The 18,937-nt window shown below is 62.4% G+C and carries 19 protein-coding genes; 14 read left to right on the top strand and 5 right to left on the bottom strand.

Features of this window, described 5'->3' with window-relative positions; all coding sequences use genetic code 11:
* Positions 1–72 precede the first annotated feature (72 nt).
* The 4 genes from AC5ZFO_RS42750 to AC5ZFO_RS42735 form a co-directional block, all read right to left on the bottom strand.
* Positions 73–555, bottom strand: a complete 483-nt coding sequence (locus tag AC5ZFO_RS42750; protein ID WP_282518412.1) for a MarR family winged helix-turn-helix transcriptional regulator — start codon at positions 553–555, stop codon at positions 73–75.
* On the bottom strand, positions 555–1,049 hold the full coding sequence (locus tag AC5ZFO_RS42745; protein ID WP_282518411.1) for a MarR family winged helix-turn-helix transcriptional regulator: 495 nt from the start codon (positions 1,047–1,049) through the stop codon (positions 555–557). The genes AC5ZFO_RS42750 and AC5ZFO_RS42745 overlap by 1 nt, the downstream gene beginning before the upstream one ends.
* Before the next feature lie 155 nt (positions 1,050–1,204).
* The gene (locus AC5ZFO_RS42740; RefSeq protein ID WP_496123704.1) at positions 1,205–2,770 is read right to left on the bottom strand and encodes an indolepyruvate oxidoreductase subunit beta family protein; all 1,566 of its coding nucleotides are present in this window, start codon (positions 2,768–2,770) and stop codon (positions 1,205–1,207) included.
* Positions 2,767–4,926 carry an indolepyruvate ferredoxin oxidoreductase subunit alpha gene (locus AC5ZFO_RS42735; protein ID WP_282518409.1) on the bottom strand — a complete coding sequence of 720 codons (2,160 nt, stop codon included), beginning with the start codon at positions 4,924–4,926 and terminating at the stop codon, positions 2,767–2,769. The genes AC5ZFO_RS42740 and AC5ZFO_RS42735 overlap by 4 nt, the downstream gene beginning before the upstream one ends.
* Positions 4,927–5,312: 386 nt before the next feature.
* On the opposite strand from AC5ZFO_RS42735, the gene AC5ZFO_RS42730 reads away from it, so the two are divergent.
* The 9 genes from AC5ZFO_RS42730 (at position 5,313) to AC5ZFO_RS42690 (ending at position 10,804) form a co-directional block, all read left to right on the top strand.
* Entirely contained in the window at positions 5,313–6,419 is a 1,107-nt protein-coding gene (locus tag AC5ZFO_RS42730) for a cupin domain-containing protein (RefSeq protein WP_282518408.1), read from the top strand.
* Between the two features lie 43 nt (positions 6,420–6,462).
* Positions 6,463–7,371 (top strand): fumarylacetoacetate hydrolase family protein, encoded by a 909-nt coding sequence (locus AC5ZFO_RS42725; RefSeq protein WP_282518407.1) that lies wholly within the window; start codon positions 6,463–6,465, stop codon positions 7,369–7,371.
* On the top strand, positions 7,371–7,808 hold the full coding sequence (locus AC5ZFO_RS42720; RefSeq protein ID WP_282518406.1) for an acyl-CoA thioesterase: 438 nt from the start codon (positions 7,371–7,373) through the stop codon (positions 7,806–7,808). The genes AC5ZFO_RS42725 and AC5ZFO_RS42720 overlap by 1 nt, the downstream gene beginning before the upstream one ends.
* Entirely contained in the window at positions 7,805–8,524 is a 720-nt protein-coding gene (locus AC5ZFO_RS42715; RefSeq protein ID WP_282518405.1) for a hypothetical protein, read from the top strand. Before AC5ZFO_RS42720 ends, AC5ZFO_RS42715 begins: the two co-directional genes overlap by 4 nt.
* An 83-nt stretch (positions 8,525–8,607) precedes the next feature.
* The gene (locus AC5ZFO_RS42710) at positions 8,608–8,928 is read left to right on the top strand and encodes a dodecin family protein (protein ID WP_282518404.1); all 321 of its coding nucleotides are present in this window, start codon (positions 8,608–8,610) and stop codon (positions 8,926–8,928) included.
* Positions 8,929–9,071: 143 nt separating this feature from the next.
* On the top strand, positions 9,072–9,377 hold the full coding sequence (locus AC5ZFO_RS42705) for a hypothetical protein (protein ID WP_282518403.1): 306 nt from the start codon (positions 9,072–9,074) through the stop codon (positions 9,375–9,377).
* 42 nt (positions 9,378–9,419) lie between these two features.
* Complete coding sequence (locus AC5ZFO_RS42700) at positions 9,420–9,599, top strand: hypothetical protein (RefSeq protein WP_282518402.1); 180 nt, start codon at positions 9,420–9,422, stop codon at positions 9,597–9,599.
* A gap of 151 nt (positions 9,600–9,750) precedes the next feature.
* Entirely contained in the window at positions 9,751–10,392 is a 642-nt protein-coding gene (locus tag AC5ZFO_RS42695; protein ID WP_282518401.1) for a glutathione S-transferase family protein, read from the top strand.
* An 82-nt stretch (positions 10,393–10,474) separates the two neighbouring features.
* Positions 10,475–10,804, top strand: a complete 330-nt coding sequence (locus AC5ZFO_RS42690) for a GcrA family cell cycle regulator (protein WP_282518400.1) — start codon at positions 10,475–10,477, stop codon at positions 10,802–10,804.
* 33 nt (positions 10,805–10,837) lie between these two features.
* Here AC5ZFO_RS42690 and AC5ZFO_RS42685 read toward each other — a convergent pair whose 3' ends face one another.
* Positions 10,838–11,809 (bottom strand): alpha/beta hydrolase family protein, encoded by a 972-nt coding sequence (locus AC5ZFO_RS42685; protein WP_282518399.1) that lies wholly within the window; start codon positions 11,807–11,809, stop codon positions 10,838–10,840.
* Between the two features lie 120 nt (positions 11,810–11,929).
* Between AC5ZFO_RS42685 and AC5ZFO_RS42680 the strand changes: the two genes are divergently transcribed.
* The 5 genes from AC5ZFO_RS42680 to AC5ZFO_RS42660 all read left to right on the top strand — a co-directional run bounded on the left by AC5ZFO_RS42680 (position 11,930) and on the right by AC5ZFO_RS42660 (position 18,518).
* On the top strand, positions 11,930–12,739 hold the full coding sequence (locus AC5ZFO_RS42680) for a LytTR family DNA-binding domain-containing protein (protein WP_282518398.1): 810 nt from the start codon (positions 11,930–11,932) through the stop codon (positions 12,737–12,739).
* 130 nt (positions 12,740–12,869) lie between these two features.
* The gene (locus AC5ZFO_RS42675; protein ID WP_496123703.1) at positions 12,870–13,481 is read left to right on the top strand and encodes a winged helix-turn-helix domain-containing protein; all 612 of its coding nucleotides are present in this window, start codon (positions 12,870–12,872) and stop codon (positions 13,479–13,481) included.
* Positions 13,430–15,739 carry an ATP-binding protein gene (locus AC5ZFO_RS42670; RefSeq protein ID WP_496123702.1) on the top strand — a complete coding sequence of 770 codons (2,310 nt, stop codon included), beginning with the start codon at positions 13,430–13,432 and terminating at the stop codon, positions 15,737–15,739. Before AC5ZFO_RS42675 ends, AC5ZFO_RS42670 begins: the two co-directional genes overlap by 52 nt.
* A 205-nt stretch (positions 15,740–15,944) precedes the next feature.
* Entirely contained in the window at positions 15,945–17,507 is a 1,563-nt protein-coding gene (locus tag AC5ZFO_RS42665) for a winged helix-turn-helix domain-containing protein (RefSeq protein ID WP_282518396.1), read from the top strand.
* Between the two features lie 255 nt (positions 17,508–17,762).
* Positions 17,763–18,518, top strand: a complete 756-nt coding sequence (locus tag AC5ZFO_RS42660) for a ThuA domain-containing protein (RefSeq protein WP_282518395.1) — start codon at positions 17,763–17,765, stop codon at positions 18,516–18,518.
* Positions 18,519–18,937 lie beyond the last annotated feature (419 nt).

Raw genomic sequence — 18,937 nt, 5'->3', positions numbered from 1 at the left:
CGTCCAACTCCACCGCATCGCCCCAACAACGACCGGCGAGGACGCTCCATTTCGAGGTTTTTCAGCAGACTGCTAGATCTGGTTCTGGCGGATGTTCTCGACCATCTTGGCCAGCACGCGCGCGCAGACCTCGATGTCATCAGGCTCGATGCCTTCGATCAGCTTGTCGTAGTTGCTCGCCATGATTGGCCAGATCTTGCGCAGCAGCGCTTCGCCATCCGTCGTCAAACCCACGACGCGGCGGCGCTGGTCTTCCTCAGCGATCTCGCGCTTGACGAGGCCCGATGACACCATGGACTCGACCATGCGGCTCGCCGTCGACTGCTCGGTCACCGCGAGAACGGCGACCTCGTTGACCGTGAGGGTCTTGTAGATGAACAGGACCGACAGCGTCCGGAACACGACATTGTTGATGCCGTGGTCGCTCAGGTCGCGGTTCTGATCGAGATTCCAGCGATTGGCGAGCCGGTTGAACAGATACGGGATGTAGGTTTGCAGCTGGTCCCTCGTCCTCGGCGGACCCGACTTCCATCTGCTCTTGGATTCTCTGGCCATTATCTCTTGCGACTTTGCTTCTTGCTCTCGGTATGAAGTTTTGAAGAAAGGGATTTCAGTACGGACAGCGCACCGTCCAGCTCCCGGGCCGAGACATTCTCGAGCCGTTTGCCGAGATGCTTCTTGTGGATTTCGGCTGCCTTCCTGAACAGCGCGTCGCCCTTCGGCGTCAGGCGCACGATGAAGGACCGTCGGTCCTCGCTCGACATTTCCCTGCTGATGAGGTCGTCGGCGAGAAGACGCTGCACCAGCCCCGAGACATTGCCGCCGGTGACTTTCAGATTTTGCGACAACTGCCCGAGCGCGAGGCCATCCCGGTAGCGATCGAGCTGGGCCAGCACGTCGAATTTTGCGAGCGACAGGCCGAACTCGGAGTTCAGCATCGAATTCAGCGACGCGAACAGCTCGCCGTGCAGCGACAGCAATTGGAGCCAGAGCCGGGTTTCGATCTGCCCAGGGACGGGAACAATGTTCTCTTTGAGTGCTGCCGGCATTGCATGACCATCGAGTACAAGATGTCTCGTCGATTGGAGGGATTATCGCGGGTCTTTCGCTCCGATTAACAACCTGAGAATCGTAGTCAAGTCGCCTGATCCTGACGTCTTGGGGGTCGAACGGCAATCCACTCCCGCGGCCTCCTCCGATGGAATCATGCAAAAGTCTTGATGGTCTGGATCACGCCGTCGAGCTCCTTGCCGGCGCTGTCCTTCAGTGCGGCTTCCCGCAGGCGGCGCGCCCAATCGGCGGCATCCTCGCGTCGCTCGACCAGCTTGATCGCCGCCAGTGTCCTGTCGAATTTCGACAGCCCGCGGCTGTGGGTATCGGAATAGCCTTTCACGAGGCGTCGGCATTGCAGGATCTCGACACCGAGCTGGTAGTTGGTTGCGACCGCGTCGGTCGCGGCCTTGAGCCATCCGTCCCGATGCGTGGTCTCGACGGCGTGACGCAGCGAGCGGCGTCGCAGGCCGCGTAGTCCGGCCACGACGTAGAGCGTCAGGAACCAGGGCAGCGAGTAGGTCCGCACCCGGCGCCCCCGGTTGACGCGGCGATCGAGCCAGCCGAGCAGGCGCGGCCGTGCGCCGAGCCAGCGGCTGAAGCCCGCGGGCAGCACGCCCATGACCTCCTCCATGCGCGGATGCATGAATTCGGTGGTCTGGAGCACCTGTCCCTCGGACATCTCGAGCTCGCTCTCGATGCGCGCGCGGCGACCGGCGCGCGTCTTCAGGTCGGCCACGCGGATGACGTCGTCATAGGTCATGGCGTTGGCGAGATACTTCGCCGCCACCTCCGTGAAGGCATAGGCGCGCGCACCGCCGCCGGCGTTTCGGTCGGCCGTGTGCAACGTCTTGAGAATGTCGAGATATTCTCCGCCATAGGCGACGTCCTGGAAGTCGACCACCTTTTTCAAGCCGGCGCGGGCCATGGTGAGCGCAGGCTCGGGCAGCTCCTGCTTCAGTCTGGCGATGAGCCCGGCGAGTTCTGGATCGGGCGTGGCGGGAGAGGGGACGTGATCGGCCTGCTTTGATGGCGCTGGCGCTGCGACCTCGGGTGAGCCGGTCTTGACCCGGTCAAACGCGGCTTCAAACGTCTCCACGCTAGCCTTGGCGCCTTTCCCACCTGCGCGGATCACGTCGAGATAGCTGTCGCGGCTGAACGGCAGCACAGCGGCCGCCGCGAGCGCACCGAACATCGCGGCCGAGATGACGCTGCCATGCGCGATCGCCAGCGCGTTCAGATCGAAGATGATCTCGGTCTTGGCGGCAACCCCGATGGCGCCGGTGACGGCGTCGCCGTCGGCGATGCCGTTGCCCGGTGCAATCTTCTCGCCGATGGCAAACGACCGGTGGTTGGATGCGATCAACGTGGTGCGATCCGGCGTCACGAGGCCGCGCAGGATCGATCGCCCAGCCTCAATGAACTCCGCCGCCATCACCACGTCAACGTCGCCGGGCGTCGGCATCAACGACAGGATCGGCTTGCGGCCGTCGAGCGGCGGCATCGTCTCGATATAATAGATCGTGGCGCCGGTGCGCTGGGCGACGCCGGGCACCGAGGTTGATTGCGCGACCCAGCCATGGTTCTCGGCCAGCTGAACGATCCAGTCGGTCAGCACGCCGCCACCCTGGCCACCCATCGCGACGATCGCGATGGAGATTGGCCGCTCGGTCGCCTCGCCGGCGGCGGGGAGGGCCAGCCGGACCGTCTCGTCTCTCATGCCAACGCCTCAAGTGCCGGACGCCGGCGATCACGCCGCCGTTGCAACCAGCCGATCACGGCCATCGCGACCCTGGATTTGAACCTGTCCCAGCCGGTCGGATTGTGAATGACGTCCGCGCGATAGAATGAGGGGCAGAGCACGGCGGCTTCGGCGACCTCGCCGCAATTGCCGCAGCCTACGCAGGAATTGTCGATCGCGGCAACGGGATCGTCGCGCAAGGGATCGTCCAGCTGCTTCACCGAAAGCGACGGGCAGCCCGAGAGCCGGATGCAGGCGTGGTCGCCGGTGCAGACGTCCTCGTCGACACCGAAGCGCTCCTTGACGGTGCGCACTCCGTCCTTGATGGCCTTGTTGATCTGCGGCTTCACGCGGCGCTGCTTGTTCAGCATGCATTCGGAGGAGGCGACGATGACCTTGGGGCCTTCCTCCCTGGTCGTCAGCGCTTCCTTCAGCGTGTCGCGCATCTTGCCGACATCATAGGTGCGGTCGAGCTGGCGCACCCATTGGCCGCCGATGCCCTTCACGGCCTTGACGATCGAATTGTTGGTGTCGCGCCGCTTGTTGATCGCGCGCGAGGACAGGATGTCCTGACCGCCGGTCGCCGAGGTGTAGAAATTGTCGACGATGACAAACACGCCGTCGTGCTTGTTGAACACGGCATTGCCGATGCCGCTGGTCAGTCCGTTGTGCCAGAAGCCGCCGTCGCCCATCACCGCGATCGAGCGTTTGTCGGCCTTGACGTTGAAGGCCGAGGTCGAGGCCGGTCCAAGGCCGAAGCCCATGGTGGTCGCGCCGATATTGAAGGGCGGCAGGATCGAGAACAGATGGCAGCCGATGTCGGCCGAGACATGATGCTGGCCGAGCTCTTCCTCGACGAGCTTCATGGCGGCGAAGATCGGCCGTTCCGGGCAGCCGGTGCAGAGCCCTGGCGGGCGCGCCGGCACAACCTGCTTCAGCTTCTCGACCGCGGGGTGATTGAGCACGGGAACGGCGTCCGGGGCCGGCGGCCGGTTGCCGAGCAGCCGCGGCTCGGTCTTCTCCAGGAAGTCCCTGACGCCGCCGAGCAGAACCTGCGCGGTGTAGTCGCCGCCCATCGGCAGCACGTCCTTGCCATGGATGCGCGCCTGGATGTCCCTGCGGCGCAGCACGGTGTTGATCGCCTGCTCCAGATATTCCGGCTGGCCTTCCTCGACGATCAGGACGGCGTCCTTGTCGACGCAGAACTCCGCGACCTCGGTGTCGATCACGGGGTAGGTGACGTTCATGATGTAGAGCGGAACCTGCGTGTTGCCGTAGGCATCCGACAGCCCGAGATATTGCAGCGCGCGGATCACGTTGTTGTACATGCCGCCCTGCATGATGATGCCGACCTTGCCCTGCTTCGGCCCCATCCATTCATTCAGCTTGTTGTCCCGGATGAAGCCGATCGCCGCGGGCATCCGCGTCCTGATCTTCTCCTGCTCGTGCTCATAGGCGGCCGGCGGCAGCACGATGCGGTTGACGTCGCGCCTGGGGTTGTTGAGCGCGTCCTTGATGGTGTGCGCCGGCTTGACGTTGTCCTTGCAGGCGAAGCTGCCGTGCATGTGACAGGCGCGGACGCGGACCTCGAGCATCACGGGCGTGTTCGAAAATTCGGAGAGCTCAAAACCCTTCTCGATCAGATTGACGATGCATTCATGATCGGGGCGGGGATCGAGCAGCCACATCTGCGACTTCATCGCGAAGGCATGGGTGCGCTCCTGCATGATGGAGGAGCCTTCGCCATAGTCCTCGCCGACGATGATCATGGTGCCGCCGGTGACGCCGCCCGAGGCGAGATTGGCGAGCGCGTCGGAGGCGACGTTGGTGCCGACCGTCGACTTCCACGCCACCGCGCCGCGCAGGGGATACATCACCGAGGCCGACAGCATCGCCGCCGCGGCCGCTTCGTTGGCGGAGCTCTGGAACACGACGCCGAGATCGTCGAGCACGTCCTTGGCGTCGGCGAGCACGTCCATCAGATGCGAGATCGGCGAGCCCTGGTAGCCGCCGACATAGGCGACGCCCGATTGCAGCAGCGCCTTGGTGATGGCGAGGATGCCTTCGCCGCGGAACGTATCGCCATCGCCGAGCCGGAGATCCTCGACTTCGCGAGCAAAAGACCGTTCAGCCATTGCACCCTCCAGAAATATGCGATAGCATACGTTTATATATGAAGTAAGTCAACGCCGCGCCATGCTATCACGCTTGCGGATCTCTGCTCCGGCAAGGCGATCATGAGCCAGCGACAGGGTAGGGCCAATGCTGAAGCTGCCTCGCTTTAGAGCCGCCGCCGTCCAGGCTTCATCTGTCTATCTCAACGCCGGCGCGACAGCGGACAAGGCGGCTTCACTGGTCCGTGAAGCCGCAGCGAATGCACGACATCATCAGGCGCTACAACCGGTTCGACATCTTCGATCTGCGGGTCAATCGCCGTCGGCCGGCGCCGCTTGGCAAATCGGAACGAGAGTTCGGGACGCGTCGCGTCAACAGTGCCAAAGGGCAGGACTTGGAGGATAGGATGCGCGAAAACATCGTCGGTCGGGCCAATGTCGAGGACACCCCCGAGCTCAAGGCCTATTACAAGGACCTCGAAAAGTACGAAGCCGGCGCGCTGTGGACGGTCGCCAACAAGATCGAGCCGTGGGCGCCGCAATCGGCGTCCGTTCCCGTGCTCTGGCGCTACAACGATTTGCGCGAGCACGTGCTGCGCTCGGTCGAGCTGGTCTCGCCGGAGAAGGCGGGGCGGCGGGTGATCTATCTCAACAATCCCGGCCGCCGCGATGTGTCGGCCGCGGTCGGCTGGCTTTATTCGGGGTTGCAGGTGATGCATCCCGGCGAAGTCGCAACCGCGCACGCGCACTCGGCTTCAGCCCTGCGCTTCATCATGGAAGGGGCGGGTGCCTACACCATCGTCGACGGTCACAAGATGACGCTGGGGGCGCGGGATTTCGTGCTCACCCCGAACGGCACCTGGCACGAGCATGGCGTCGAAGCCAACGGCTCGGTCTGCATCTGGCAGGACGGCCTGGACATCCCGCTGGTGAACGCGCTGGAGGCGAATTTTTTCGCGGTCCATCCCAAGGTGCAGCAGGAAGACTCCGGTTATCCCGTGGACGACATGACCAAGACCTGGGGCAATCCCGGGCTTCGTCCGGCGGATTCGAAATGGTCGAAGGGCTATTCGCCCATGTTCAAATACGAGTGGGAGCCGACCTACGAGTCCTTGCGCAAATATGCCGCCGCGACCGACGGTTCGCCCTATGACGGCATTCTCATGAACTACGTCAATCCGATCTCCGGCGGACACGTGATGCAGACGATCGGCGCGAGCATGCAGCTGCTGCGGCCGGGCGAGAAGACGAAGTCGCACCGGCATACCGGCAGCTTCATCTACCAGGTCGCCAAGGGCCGCGGCTATTCGATCATCGCCGGCAAGCGTTTTGAGTGGCAGGAGCGCGACATCTTCTGCGTTCCCTCCTGGGCCTGGCATGAGCACGGCAATGCCTCGGGCAGCGAGGACGCCTGCCTGTTCTGCTTCAACGATCTGCCCGTCATCGAGAGTCTCGGCTTCTACCGGGAAGAGGCCTATGGCGACAACGCCGGCCATCAGCCAGTTGCCGCCTGACGTCCCCACACAGAATTCAACCGAAAGAGCCGGATAAAGCTTCATGCGCCTTGTTACCTACACCTTGGGCTCCAGCGGTGCCCGCCTCGGGGTTCTCGTTGACGGATTGGTCGTGGACGTCGAGCACTTCGGTGCGTCGCACGGCTTTGCATGGCCGAGCGACATGCTGTCGTTCATCGACAACAGTGTGACATTGCTGCCGGCGCTCAGGGACTGCCTGGACGATGCCAATGGACGCTTGCCGGCCGGCTCCGCCGTTCCGGTCGAGGACGTGAAGCTGCAGGCGCCGATCCCGCGTCCGCGCAAGAACATCTTCGGCATCGGGCTGAACTACCGCGCGCATGTGGCGGAGTCCGCCAAGAGCCTGGACACGGACAAGGATCTGCCGAAGCAGCCGGTCGTGTTCTCCAAGCCGCCGACGTCGGTGATCGGCCCCGGCGGCGCGATCCAGCACAATGCGAAGATGACGCAGCGGCTCGACTGGGAAGTCGAGCTCGCCGTCATCATCGGCAAGACTGCGACCCGCATCGCGACCGACAAGGCGATGGACCACGTCTTCGGCTATTCAGTGATGATCGACATCTCCGCGCGCGACAATCGCCGCGCCGGGCAGTGGATCTTCTCCAAGGGCATGGACACCTATGCGCCGTTCGGCCCCTGCATCGTGACCGCGGACGAAATTCCCGACCCGCATGACCTGCGGCTGTGGCTGACCAAGAACGGGGTCATGAAGCAGGACTCCAACACCAAATACATGATCTTCGACATTCCGGTCCTGATATCGGACATTTCATCGGGCATGACACTGGAACCGGGCGACATCATCGCAACGGGAACGCCGGAGGGCGTTGGCGCCGGCAGGACTCCCCAGGAATGGCTGTGGCCGGGCGACGTGGTGGAAGCGGGGGTCGACGGGGTCGGTGTCATCAGGCATCCGGTCGTTGCGATCTGATGACGACGTTCTCGTTCGATCGCGAGCTGAGGTTCGGAGACTGCGATCCCTCGGGGATCGCGTACTTCCCGTCCTACCTGAACATCCTCAACGGTGTCGTCGAAGACTTCTGGGCGAGAATCGGATTTCCATGGCCGGAGCTGATCACGGTCCGGAAGATCGGGACGCCCACGGTGCATCTATCCTGCGACTTTTCCCGGCCATCAATGTTCGGCGATCTCCTGACGTTCAACTTGCGTATCGGCCGCGTCGGCGGATCATCGCTCCATCTGGAGCATGTCGTCTCCGGCGCGAACGGCATGCGCTGGCGCGCCCGCCAGGTCCTTGCGGCGACCTCGCTGGTGGCCCACCATGCGATCCCGTGGCCCGATGACATTCGCGCCGCGCTGATCGCGCATGTGAGCGTCGGCGAGGGCACCGAGGCAACGCCCGCATGATCTCGCTGTTCATGACATTCTCCGATCCGGCCGGCGAACGGCGAATCCATCCTGACGAGGTCGTCGCCGTAGCGGAGCTGGTCGGGTCGATCCCTGACATGACCGAGGGCTTGCTGTTCACGCCGCTCGAACAGTCGGTCGATCATCCCTACAGGGACGATGGCTCCGGCCCGGTGTTTGCGTTTCAACTGCGGTTTCCCGACCTGCTCGCCTGCGAGGCGGCGATGGACCGCGGCGGCATCCTTGCCGGTCTCGCGACGGGGGCCGGACTAGCGATCCTCACCGGCTTGGACGTCACGCACCAGGTGATGCTGACGCGCGCGTTTCCCGTCGACGTCGCCGAACATCCGGCAGGCACGACCACTCCGTGCAGTTACCTCGTGCACTATCCCGGCCCGGCCGAGGATATGAACGCCTGGAACCTGCACTATCTCGAGCATCATCCATCGATCATGCGAACCTTCCCTGATGTCCGCCAGATCGAGATCTACACCCGGATCGATTGGGTCGACCGGCTGCCGTCGCGGCGGGTCGAGCACATGCAGCGCAACAAGCTGGTGTTCGACAGCCCGCAAGCCCTCGCGCACGCGCTCGGCTCCGACGTGATCAAGCGCATGCGCGCGGACTTCGTCCAGTTCCCGCCATTCGCAGGCGGCAACAAGCATTTTCCGATGCTGACGCGGGTGGTTAGGTCTAGGCCTCAGAGAGCCGCCTGACGACGAGCCGATCGCACCGCCGCTTCGGGCCAAAAGCCGCCATCCCCGCCAATGCGGTTTGTCCTTATCGGGCCCCCCGGGCGATGTCCGAGACCGTATCGCGTCGTATCAGCGCCGACATCCTGATGCTAGATTTCACGACGGCGGGGAGCACCTGCTTCCTGCTTCAGACCGAACAGGAGGACGACATGCCTGATAGCGTCTACAAGGTCATTGAACTGATCGGTACCAGCAGCGACTCATGGGAGAAGGCGGCCGCCAATGCGGTCCAGCAAGCCGCAAAATCTCTCCGGGATCTTCGCATTGCAGAGGTCGTCAAACTCGATGTGCAACTGGATGAGAAGGGCAACGTAGAGGCCTATCGCGCCAAGCTCAACGTCTCGTTCAAGTTCGAGGGGACCTGAGCCTCGGCACCTCGCCCCCGCTTGCGGGGCGAGGTTGGCTCGCTGGAGAAAGGCGCGCGGCCATCCGGGAAGCAGCGCCCTGGTCCAACCGGGACCCGGTTGCTTTGATGCGTAGGGCGGGAACTGCAACGCGTGGTGACCTCATGTACATCGTCATTCGCAAGTACACCAAGGTTCGTTCGGTTGCGGACGCTGCTCGCCGCGCCAAGAGCGGCGTCGGTCAGATCCTGAGGCAAACGCACGGATTCAGATCTTACTACGTGCTGGATGGGGGCGACGGCGTCGGTGTCGCCGTGATGATGTTCGAGGACCGCGAAAGCGCCAATGCAGCGAACGCCAGGATAATGGAGTTTATTCAAGCAAGTCTGCATGACCTCGATCTCGGGGATCCCGAAATCACTGCCGGCGAGGTGTTGGTAAATATAGAACCTGAGGCGTCCTCGGCATGAAGTATTCGTAAGCGCCGATGCTTTTCGAGGAGTAACAACAACATGAGGCAACACGATTTCGAAGCAGTTTTCATCACGGCGATCGTCTGGACGCCGCTCGCAGCTATGGACGCCGCGATGCCGCCCCGAGATCCTGATGAAGACGAGGAGGACGACGAAGACGACGAAGAGGAGGATGAAGCCGACGAACCGGCAGTCGTACGCGAGCCGGATGAAGACTAGGTCGTGAACCCATAAAGTGAAGAGGTGAGGCGCTGCATGATGCCGAGTACTCGGCGCGCCTTGTGCAGATCGTGTCAGAGCGATAGCAGTATGCGTGGAAATCTCGCTCCTGCGAATTAAGGCACTAAAGCCAGCGTAAGGACGCTCAATCATGCTCACTGTCTATGGCGAAGGTCGTGGGTTCCGTGTCGTTTGGCTGCTCGAGGAATTGGGAGTGGCTTATCGGCTGCGCCCGGTCGATCTGTTCGCGGTCGAGAATGATCCTGATTTTCTTGCGATCAACCCCGCCGGCTTTATCCCGGCGCTGCAGGACGGCGAGATGATCATGGTCGAATCGATCGCGATCCTCGAATACCTGCTCGCCCGCCACGGCCCGAGCCCGCTCGCCGTCGCCCCGGATGATCCGGCTTTCGCCGCCTATCTGCAATTCCTCCATTTGGGAGAGGCTGGGCTCGCCGGACCAATGAACGCCGTCATCGTTGGTCGCGCACTCGCCCCCGAAGCGGAGCGAAACGCCCGGGTCACATGCTGGGCACTGGAGACCTTTCATAGCCGGCTGGGATTGGTCATCCAGCGTCTCGCAAGCCGTCCATTTCTCGCCGGAGACCGGTTCACTGCTGCTGACATTTCAGTGAGCTACGCTCTCCTGCTTGGTCTGCGAACCGGCAACTATACCCCGGGTTCAGTCGAGCGTGCTTATCTCGCCCGCACCACGACACGCCCCGCCTACGCCCGGGCGATGGAAATCTGCCAAGCCACCAAAGGCTGGGCGGAGCGATCACCGAAATTGTAGAGCCAGGTCGTGAATCCATGGAAGGGATTCCCACGAGCGGCCTGGACTAGCCAGAGTCGGCCAGTCCGCGCTATAATCTCTCATGGGCTGGGATGCGAAAGACGTAGCGCTGCTCAAAAGGCTCTGGGCCGCAGGACAGAGTGCGGCACAGATTGCGCGCCGTCTCGGGTATAGCCGTAACGCGGTCTGCGGGATGCTGACCCGTTCGGGCTTGAAGCGTGGCCACAAGCCGCCAACAGCAAGACCCAAGATCAGGCCGCCCCCGAAGCTAAGGCCGGCGTCGTCGGCCGCCTTGGTACGTCGAGTAGAAAAGAAGGTGTCGCGGAGCACCGCAGAGAAGCAGCAGCCCAAGGAATTCAGCAAGCAGCAGCTGTATGCCATTCTCGCCGAGGCGGTCAGGAACACTGGCTAAGCGCTGACCACGAAGGCCGTTGCGCTCCGCGTCCTACTGCAGCGTCCGCTTGAAGAAGGCGACGATGTCGTGATCGAAGCGCTCATGAAACGCAGCGCGGTCGAAGCCCGGCTTGCTTGTGCAGATTGCAGGCATGCGGTTTGCCAGGTCCGCAGAGCACGGCTTCAGAAAGTCGTAGTGCCCGGCGTCAGCCACGACGTGCGTCTCCGGTGGCGTCGGCAAGGCGAGCCGAACGGCTTCCGCATAATAGGGGTGTGGCAGCACTTGATCATCCTCGGCCCGCCACAGCTGCACCGGCTGGAGGACCGCCGCTAGACCGTTGGTCCCGAAGGCAAAACCGAGAGCGGGCGCGGCGGAGACCACCGCCTTGATTCGCGGATCGTGGGTCCAGACGATATCGGTATCCGGCAGCGACGGGTGCTCTTGAATGATCTGACAGTCTTCGAAGGCGGGATGCGCCTTGCAGTGACGCGGGAGGGTCCGAAGGTCCGGCTCGCCACCGGCGGCCGCTAGCACCGTCAAGCCGCCAGCCGAGAAGCCGAACGCGCCAACGCGATTGGCATCGAGGCGCCCGTGGTCGCTCCACGCGCCCAGCATGTAATCCGTGAGCAGCTTCAATTGCCGTGGCCGTTCCCAGATTGCGGTAGGACGGCTTTGGTCGCGCCAGCTGTCGCCATTATGCGTAAGAGCGGCGACGACGAACCCTGCATTGGCCAGGGCCGTGGCGGTGTCGAGGTGCCCGGCATAGGAGCCTCCGTGACCGTGCGATATGACCACCAGCGGCAGACCGGTGCCCTCAACCGGCGCGTCGCGGGCGACCATCTGCTGATCGGTCTCGACCGCCGCCAGCTTCGGGGTCATCGTGGTCGGATACCAGACGCCCACCTCGATAGGTGGGCCTTGCGGATCGTCGATGCTGAAATGCCGGAACCCGACCGCGGCGTCGGCCTGGCCGGCGGTGACCGCGATGAGTACGGCGAAAAAATATGCAATCGTGTAGCGCATGGGAACCTCTCGGCGAGTGAGACGCCAAGGATCCAGCAAACGGCACAGGCCGGCGCCAGCAATTGTTCGCCAACGGGCGAATGGGTTCGCCGGCGGGCAAACCGCCACTATAATGGCCTTATGAGTGAAGCGCGCCGGAGTGACTTTCTGCGGGATTGGGTCGTTGACCTCGCGATCGCGAGCGTCTGCGCCATCTTTTTCGGCCTGATCGGACCGTTTGGTAGCTATCTGAACGGACCGACCTGGCAGCGCGTGGTGTTTCAACTCGCCTGTTTCTTACCAGGAATCCTCCTTTTCGGATCGCTGATCCGGGTGGTACTGCGGCTCCGCCTGAACCCGGCGATGACCTGGATGTCGATCTTCCTCGGCGTCGTCATCCTGAACGCGCCATTCCAGATCTGGGTCGTGTCGATCGCCGTATCGATATGGCCTTTCCTGAAAATCTTGCGACCACTCGATTGGTACTTGCAGGGGCTCGTCACCGCCTTGCCGATTGTGCTGGGTTTCACCCTTCTTATGCAGGCCCGGTTACATCGCCGACAGCAGGCCAAGGAAGCCGGCGAAGCGCCGCCAACTGCTTTCGGGCTACTCGGTGCGCCACCTTCCGCGGTGCTTTGCCTGCAGATGGAGGACCACTATGTACGCGTCCATACCGCCGGCAACTCTCGCCTTGTCCTGGCAACGCTCAACCAGGCGATGATGGCGCTCGAAAATGCCGATGGCCTGCAGGTGCATCGCTCCTGGTGGGTCGCGAGGAAGGCGGTTGTGCGGGCCGTTACCGAGGGCCGCAATCTGCGACTGCAACTCGTCAATGGAATCACGGCCCCCGTCGCCCGGTCAGCCGTCGCCATCGTGCGGGAGGCGGGCTGGTTGACGAACGAGAGCTCGACGGCGGGCCGCAGCACCGAAACAGAAATATTGTCCTTATGACGCGCTGACCGGATAGTTCGACGGCCCTTGCCCACTGCCCGGATCAACGTTTAAGCTGATTTCCTGGCGCGGTTCCCTGATCTGATGCTGAGATTTTCTTAGGATTACTCAACCGGCGGGGCAGGCCGTGATGGCGGAGCAAAGCCTACGAGCCGTCTATGAGTCGAACGGGTGGGAGATTGATCTTACCCAGCGTGAGTTGCGGTCCCGAGGTGTTGCCGTTCCGATCGGGAACCGTGCATTCGAGATTCTGGAGATTCTGGTTCAGTCGGGCGGCGAGCTTGTCAACAAGCGCGACCTGATAGATCAGGTGTGGCCGGTTGCGACGGTCGAAGAAAACACGCTGCAGATTCATATATCCGCCATTCGCAAGGCGCTCGGCGCAGATCGCGAGTTGTTGAAGACGGTGTCCGGCCGCGGCTATCACCTGCGCGGCATCTGGACCATGCGGCCAGCAACCGGACCGGGACATCCACTCTACCTGAACGAAAGTGCGTCGGCGCAGCCATTAGCGTCGACCAACCTGCCGCAGCCGGTTTCGGCGTTGATCGGCCGCACCGCCGAGGTCGGGGAAATCTCGAAGCTCGTCCGTGCCGGCCGGCTCGTCACCCTGACCGGGGCGGGGGGATCGGCAAGACACGGCTCGCGCTCGCGGTCGCCCGTGAACTGCTGCCGCATTTTCCAGAGGGCGTGTGGCTGGTCGAGTTCTCGCCGCTCGCCGATCCCAGTCTGGTTCCGATAGCGCTCGCTGCCGCGATCGGGCTCAAGTTCGGCGGAGGTGAAATTTCGACGCAGCGCGTGGCGCTGGCACTGGCGGCGCGGCGCTTGTTGGTGGTGTTGGACACCTGCGAGCATGTGATCGACGCCGCAGCGAGGATGGCTGAGGGCGTGCTGCGAGCCGGATCCTCGGCTCAGATCATCGCAACCAGCCGGGAGCCGCTCCGGGCCGAGGGGGAGCAGGTCTACTGGGTGCAGCCGCTCTCGATTCCGACGGAGGCCTCGGATGATCTCCTGAAATACGGCGCCGTCAGACTGTTCATCGAACGTGCGCGAGCAACCGAGCCAGGGGCGGTTCTGGATGGCCAGCGGGCAAAGACGATCGCGGCGATCTGCCGGCGTCTTGATGGCATACCGCTCGCGATTGAAATGGCGGCGGCACGTGTCACGGCTCTCGGTGTCGAAGAACTCGCCGCTCACCTTGACGATCGGTTTCAGCCGCTGACCGGAGGTTGGCGGACGGCGCTGCCGCGTCACCAAACTCTGCGGGCGACTTTCGATTGGAGCTACGAGCTGCTCACTGAGCCTGAGCTGGTGCTCCTCCGTCGGCTCGCGGTCTTCGCAGGCGCCATCGACCTGGAGGCGATCTGCGCGGTGGTAACGGACGCCGGGATCGCTTTGCCGGACGTGGTCGATGGAATTTCCAGCCTGGTTTCGAAGTCGCTGGTCGTGGCGGAAATCGATGCCACCGCGGCGCGCTACCGCTTATTGGATACGACCCATACTTATGCCCTCGAAAAGCTTGACGAGAGCGGGGAACGGGAACGGCTCGCGCGCCGCCATGCCGAGTATTACCGGGACTTGTTCGAGCGGGCTGAAGCGGAGCTGGAGATGCGCCCCACGGTCGACTGGATGGGCGACTACGGACGGCACATCGACAACCTGCGCGCGGCGCTGGGTTGGGCCTTCTCACCCGGCGGTGACGTGCAGATTGGCGCGGGGCTGACCGCGGCCGCCGTGCCCCTATGCATCCATTCGTCGTTGCTGGAGGAATGCCGAGGCCGCGTGGAGCGGGCGATCGCCGCCCTTGGGGCTACCGTCAATGGCGACGCGCGCCTCGAGATGAAGCTGCATACTGCGCTCGGTACGACCCTGATATTTGTCACCGACGCGAAAATTCCCGCGCTCGGCGGAGCCTGGACAAGGGCGCTGGAGCTTGCAGAGAGGCTTGACGATGTCGAGCATCAATTGCGGTCGCTGTTGGGCCTGTGGTTCTTTCACCGGGTTGCCGGCCGACTTCGCGCCTCCTTGACCGCCGCGCAACGATTCAGCGCCCTTGCGGCAAGCCGGTCAAATTCCAACGATCGGCTGATCGGTGAGCGATTGATCGGCATCTCGCAGCAATGCCTCGGCGGTCAACCAAGCGCGCGGTATCACCTCGAACGCATGCTCGCGCACTATGTTCCTCCCGTCCAAACGTCGCGGATCAGCCGTTTCCGGAGCAACCAGCGGGTGACCGCCGGCGCCTTTCTGGGCCGGACCCTATGGCTGCAGGGATTTCCGGATCGCGCAATGCGCATCGCCGAAACATACCTGCATGAGGCATCTGCCAGCAGACACGTCAACTCGGTGTGCTACATCGTCGCCAACGCAGCATGCCCGATCGCGCTGTGGAGCGGCCATATGGATGTCGCAGACCATTATGTGACAAGGCTGATCGACCTTTCGACCAGGCATTCGCTGATGCGCTATGTCGCCTTTGCCCGCAGCCATCAAGGACTGCTTGCGATCAGGCGCGGAGATACCGCCGGCGGATTGCCGCTGCTGCGGTCAGGCATCGACGAACTCGGCGACGAAGTCAACGCATCGCACCGCTATTTCCTGTTCGTTGGTGAGATGGCGGAAGGCTTGGGGCGCGTCGGGCAAGTGGGCGAAGGACTTTCGGTGGTGCACGATGCGATCGCGCGCGCGGAGGAGACCGAAGAACGCTTGAGCATCGCCGAGCTGCAGCGCATCAAGGGCGAACTGCTGCTGTTGCAAGGTGCGCCCGGCGCTGCGGCAACGGCCGAGGATCAGTTTTACCTGGCGATGAAGTGGGCGTGCCTGCAAGGCGCTCTGTCCTGGGAACTACGCGGCGCCACAAGCTTGGCGCAGTTGTTTCGCGATCAGGGCCGACCGGCTGAAGCGAAGGCGCTGCTGCAACCGATTTACGACCGGTTTACCGAAGGTCTCGACACCGCCGACCTTAAGCGAGCAAAAGGCCTTTTGCGTGATCTCGGTTGAGCCAATCTCCGTTCTTTGGGGAGCGCAGGTCAGCGTCAGCGCCAGGCCCAGCAGGCTCACTCCCATCAGCCCGAACGAGATGAGCACTGCTGGCTTGCGGCGATAAGGTCGCAAAACGATGTAGACAGCAACAGCTCGCTTACATTTTCCTCACTGGCAGCTTATTCTAGGGGTTTCAGAGGTGGCTCCTGAGAGGGAATGCAGCTTGCGTTTTCTTTTTGAGGATTACGCATTGGATACCGACAGGCGCGAACTGCAGCGCGCAACGGACGTGATCGTTGTCGCACCCCAGGTGTTCGATCTGCTTGAATACCTGATCCGAAACAGAGAGCGCGTCGTCAGCAAGGACGACCTCATCAACGCCGTTTGGAAGGGGCGCATCGTCTCGGATGCTGCGCTGACGACTCGCCTCAATGCCGCCCGGAGCGCAATCGGCGACACGGGCGAGAGACAGCACTTGATCAAAACATTGCCGCGCAAAGGTTTCCGCTTCGTTGGTGCAGTGCAGGAAGACCGGAGGCCCGCAAATCAGGCGGTGGACCCAGTCGAGCGCACTGGCGACGCACCGCCGCGCCTATCCATCGTCGTGCTGCCCTTCGCAAACCTGAGCGGTGATCGCGAGCAGGACTATTTCGTGGATGGTGTAACCGAGAGTCTGACCACGGACTTGTCGCGCATCGCTGGTTCATTTGTCATCGCACGGCACAGCGCCGTCTCATACAAGGATAGGGCAGTCGATGTACGGCAAGTCGGCCGCGAATTAAACGTTCGCTACGTGCTCGAAGGCTCAGTGCAACGCAGCGGCAAGCGACTTCGGATGAATGTTCAGCTGATCGATGCCAGGAGCGGCCAGCATCTTTGGGCCGAGCGCTTCGAGAAGCCTGTCGTCGACCTGTTCGATATGCAGGACGAAATCGTGTCGAGGCTCGCCGGTACATTAGGTGCCCAGCTCATCGAGGCTGAGGCGCGACGAGCCGAGCGTACGCTGCATCCCGATGCGATGGACTTGTGCTTCCAGGGCCGGGCCTGGTTGATGAAGGGGATTAGCCTTGAATGCGTTACGCAAGCGCGGGGCTTCTTCGAACGCTCGCTGGAGTTCGATTCCGGCAACGTCGAAGCAATGATTGGTCTGGCAAATGTTGATACGGTAGTTGGAGGTAGCTTTACGACGGATGATGGGCCCGCGCGGCTTGCGGCGGCCGAGGCGATGGTGAACAAGGTGTTGTCGATTAGGCCGAACAGTGCCTCAGCCCACATGGCTCGGGGTTGGGTCCAGACCTTTACGAACCGGGCCGCCCAAGGCATCCGTGAGTTCGAACATGCGTTGGCGCTGGCTCCGAATTTGGTCAACGCTCATGCTGCCCTTGGTTTCGCCAAATCCTACATAGGTCGCGCTACCGAGACCGAAGGCCATATACTCGAAGCTTTACGGCTCTCTCCTCGCGACGTTTTCGCCTACCAGTGGGCGTGTTTTGCGGGCGTGGCCAAGCTGCTGCTTGGTTCAGACGTCGAAGCCGTCAGTTGGCTGCGACGAAGCACCGAGGCGAACCGTAACTTTCATCTCGCTCATATATCGCTCGCCGCTGCCTTGGCCTTGACCGGCGCGCTCGATGAGGCGCGAACTGCTGCGAGAACGGGACTTGCGCTCAACTCAGGTTTCACCATTCGTCGCTTGCTCGCAGCTCAACAAAGCGACAATCCAATTTACCTTGCCGGGCTGCAGCGCTTGTGTGAAGGCTGGCGCCTCGCTGGCGTGCCGGAAGGGTGATGAGCGCTTCCGGTCAGAAGCCGACTTCAGCGCGTTCCCGCCCTACGTCGGCTTTGGGTCAAAGTGCGAAGAACTCGGCCTGAGCAAAACCAGTCCGCTTCCACCCACGAAGCGGACCTCAGTAAGACGGTTCGCCACTTAGCTGATGAGCCAGCAGCGTTGCATGGGACGCCAGAGGGCGATGCCCCAGGGTCGGCACTGGGCTGATCTGTGCTAGGCTTCTTCAACACATGGTTGGTTTTGGCGGAGGCGATTGTGAGGCGACGTGAGTTCATCGCGCTCCTCGGCGGCGCGGCGGCAATCCGACCACTCGGCGCGCATCCGGAGCGTCCGCCAGAGCGCATCCTCTATTTCACATACTCCGCCGGCTACCGGCATGACGTCATACCGCTTTCTAAGGCAATCGTGACCCAGCTCGGAAGCAATTCGGGTGTCTTTGAAGTCACTACAACGGAAGACACGTCTGAATTTTCAACCGAAAACCTCGAGCGCTACGCAGCGGTGATGTTCTACACGTCAGGAGAACTTCCGATGAGCGACGCGCAAAAGAGAGCTCTTCTCAACTTTGTGCGCTCGGGCCGCGGGTTCCTTGGCGTTCATTCGGCGACGGACACATTCTACACTTGGCCGGACTATCTCGATCTGGTCGGTGGCTACTTTAATGGTCATCCTTGGCATCAGGCCGTGAAGATCGAGGTGGTTGATCCTGGCGATCCCCTGGTGGCTTTCCTTGGGAATTCGTTGCAAGTCGAGGACGAGATCTACCAAATCAGCGACTTCGACTATCGTGGATCACACGTGCTTCTGCGCCTCGACCCAAGCTCGGTGGACCTTGGCAAGACCGGCGTACATCAACGATTCTATGGCTGGCCTCTCATCTGGACCCGATTCTATGGCGAGGGACGAGTATTTTATTCGGCGCTAGGCCACGAGCCGTCAGTTTGGCAGGACGCCCGCTACCAGCGAATCCTCACGAACGCTATCCTCTGGTCGATGCGAAGGTCGCCCTAGTAGACGCCGCGGCACTTCGCATTTGCGCCACCGCCGGATTCGTCGGCAGGTCGCCGTGCCAGAGGTTCGGACCGTCCTGGTCTGCGACTTCCGCTCCGGGTCAAATTGCGAAGAACTCAGAGCGAGCAAAATCGGTCCGCTCCACCCCACCAAGCGGACCTCAGTGAAAGGTGTCGCCACTTCGCGGATCGGCCAGAAGCTAGCACCAGCCTATCCATCTCCGTGTCGGCCGAGGTGCGAACAAACGATTCCGGCAGCTTAGCGAGGCTCTGATGTTTGCGGGACGTTTTGCTTGCTCAATTGAGGAGGCAAGTACTTCGGCTTCCCGGGCGCTGTACTCGGTCTCGCTGGTAGGGCATCCCGCGAGGTGAAGGCGTCCCCTAGCTTCCGAAAAGACAGCGACGTGAGCGGCGATGATG

This window comes from Bradyrhizobium sp. Unk1 (assembly GCF_059512345.1).
This window is presented reverse-complemented; position numbering and strand designations above follow the sequence as displayed.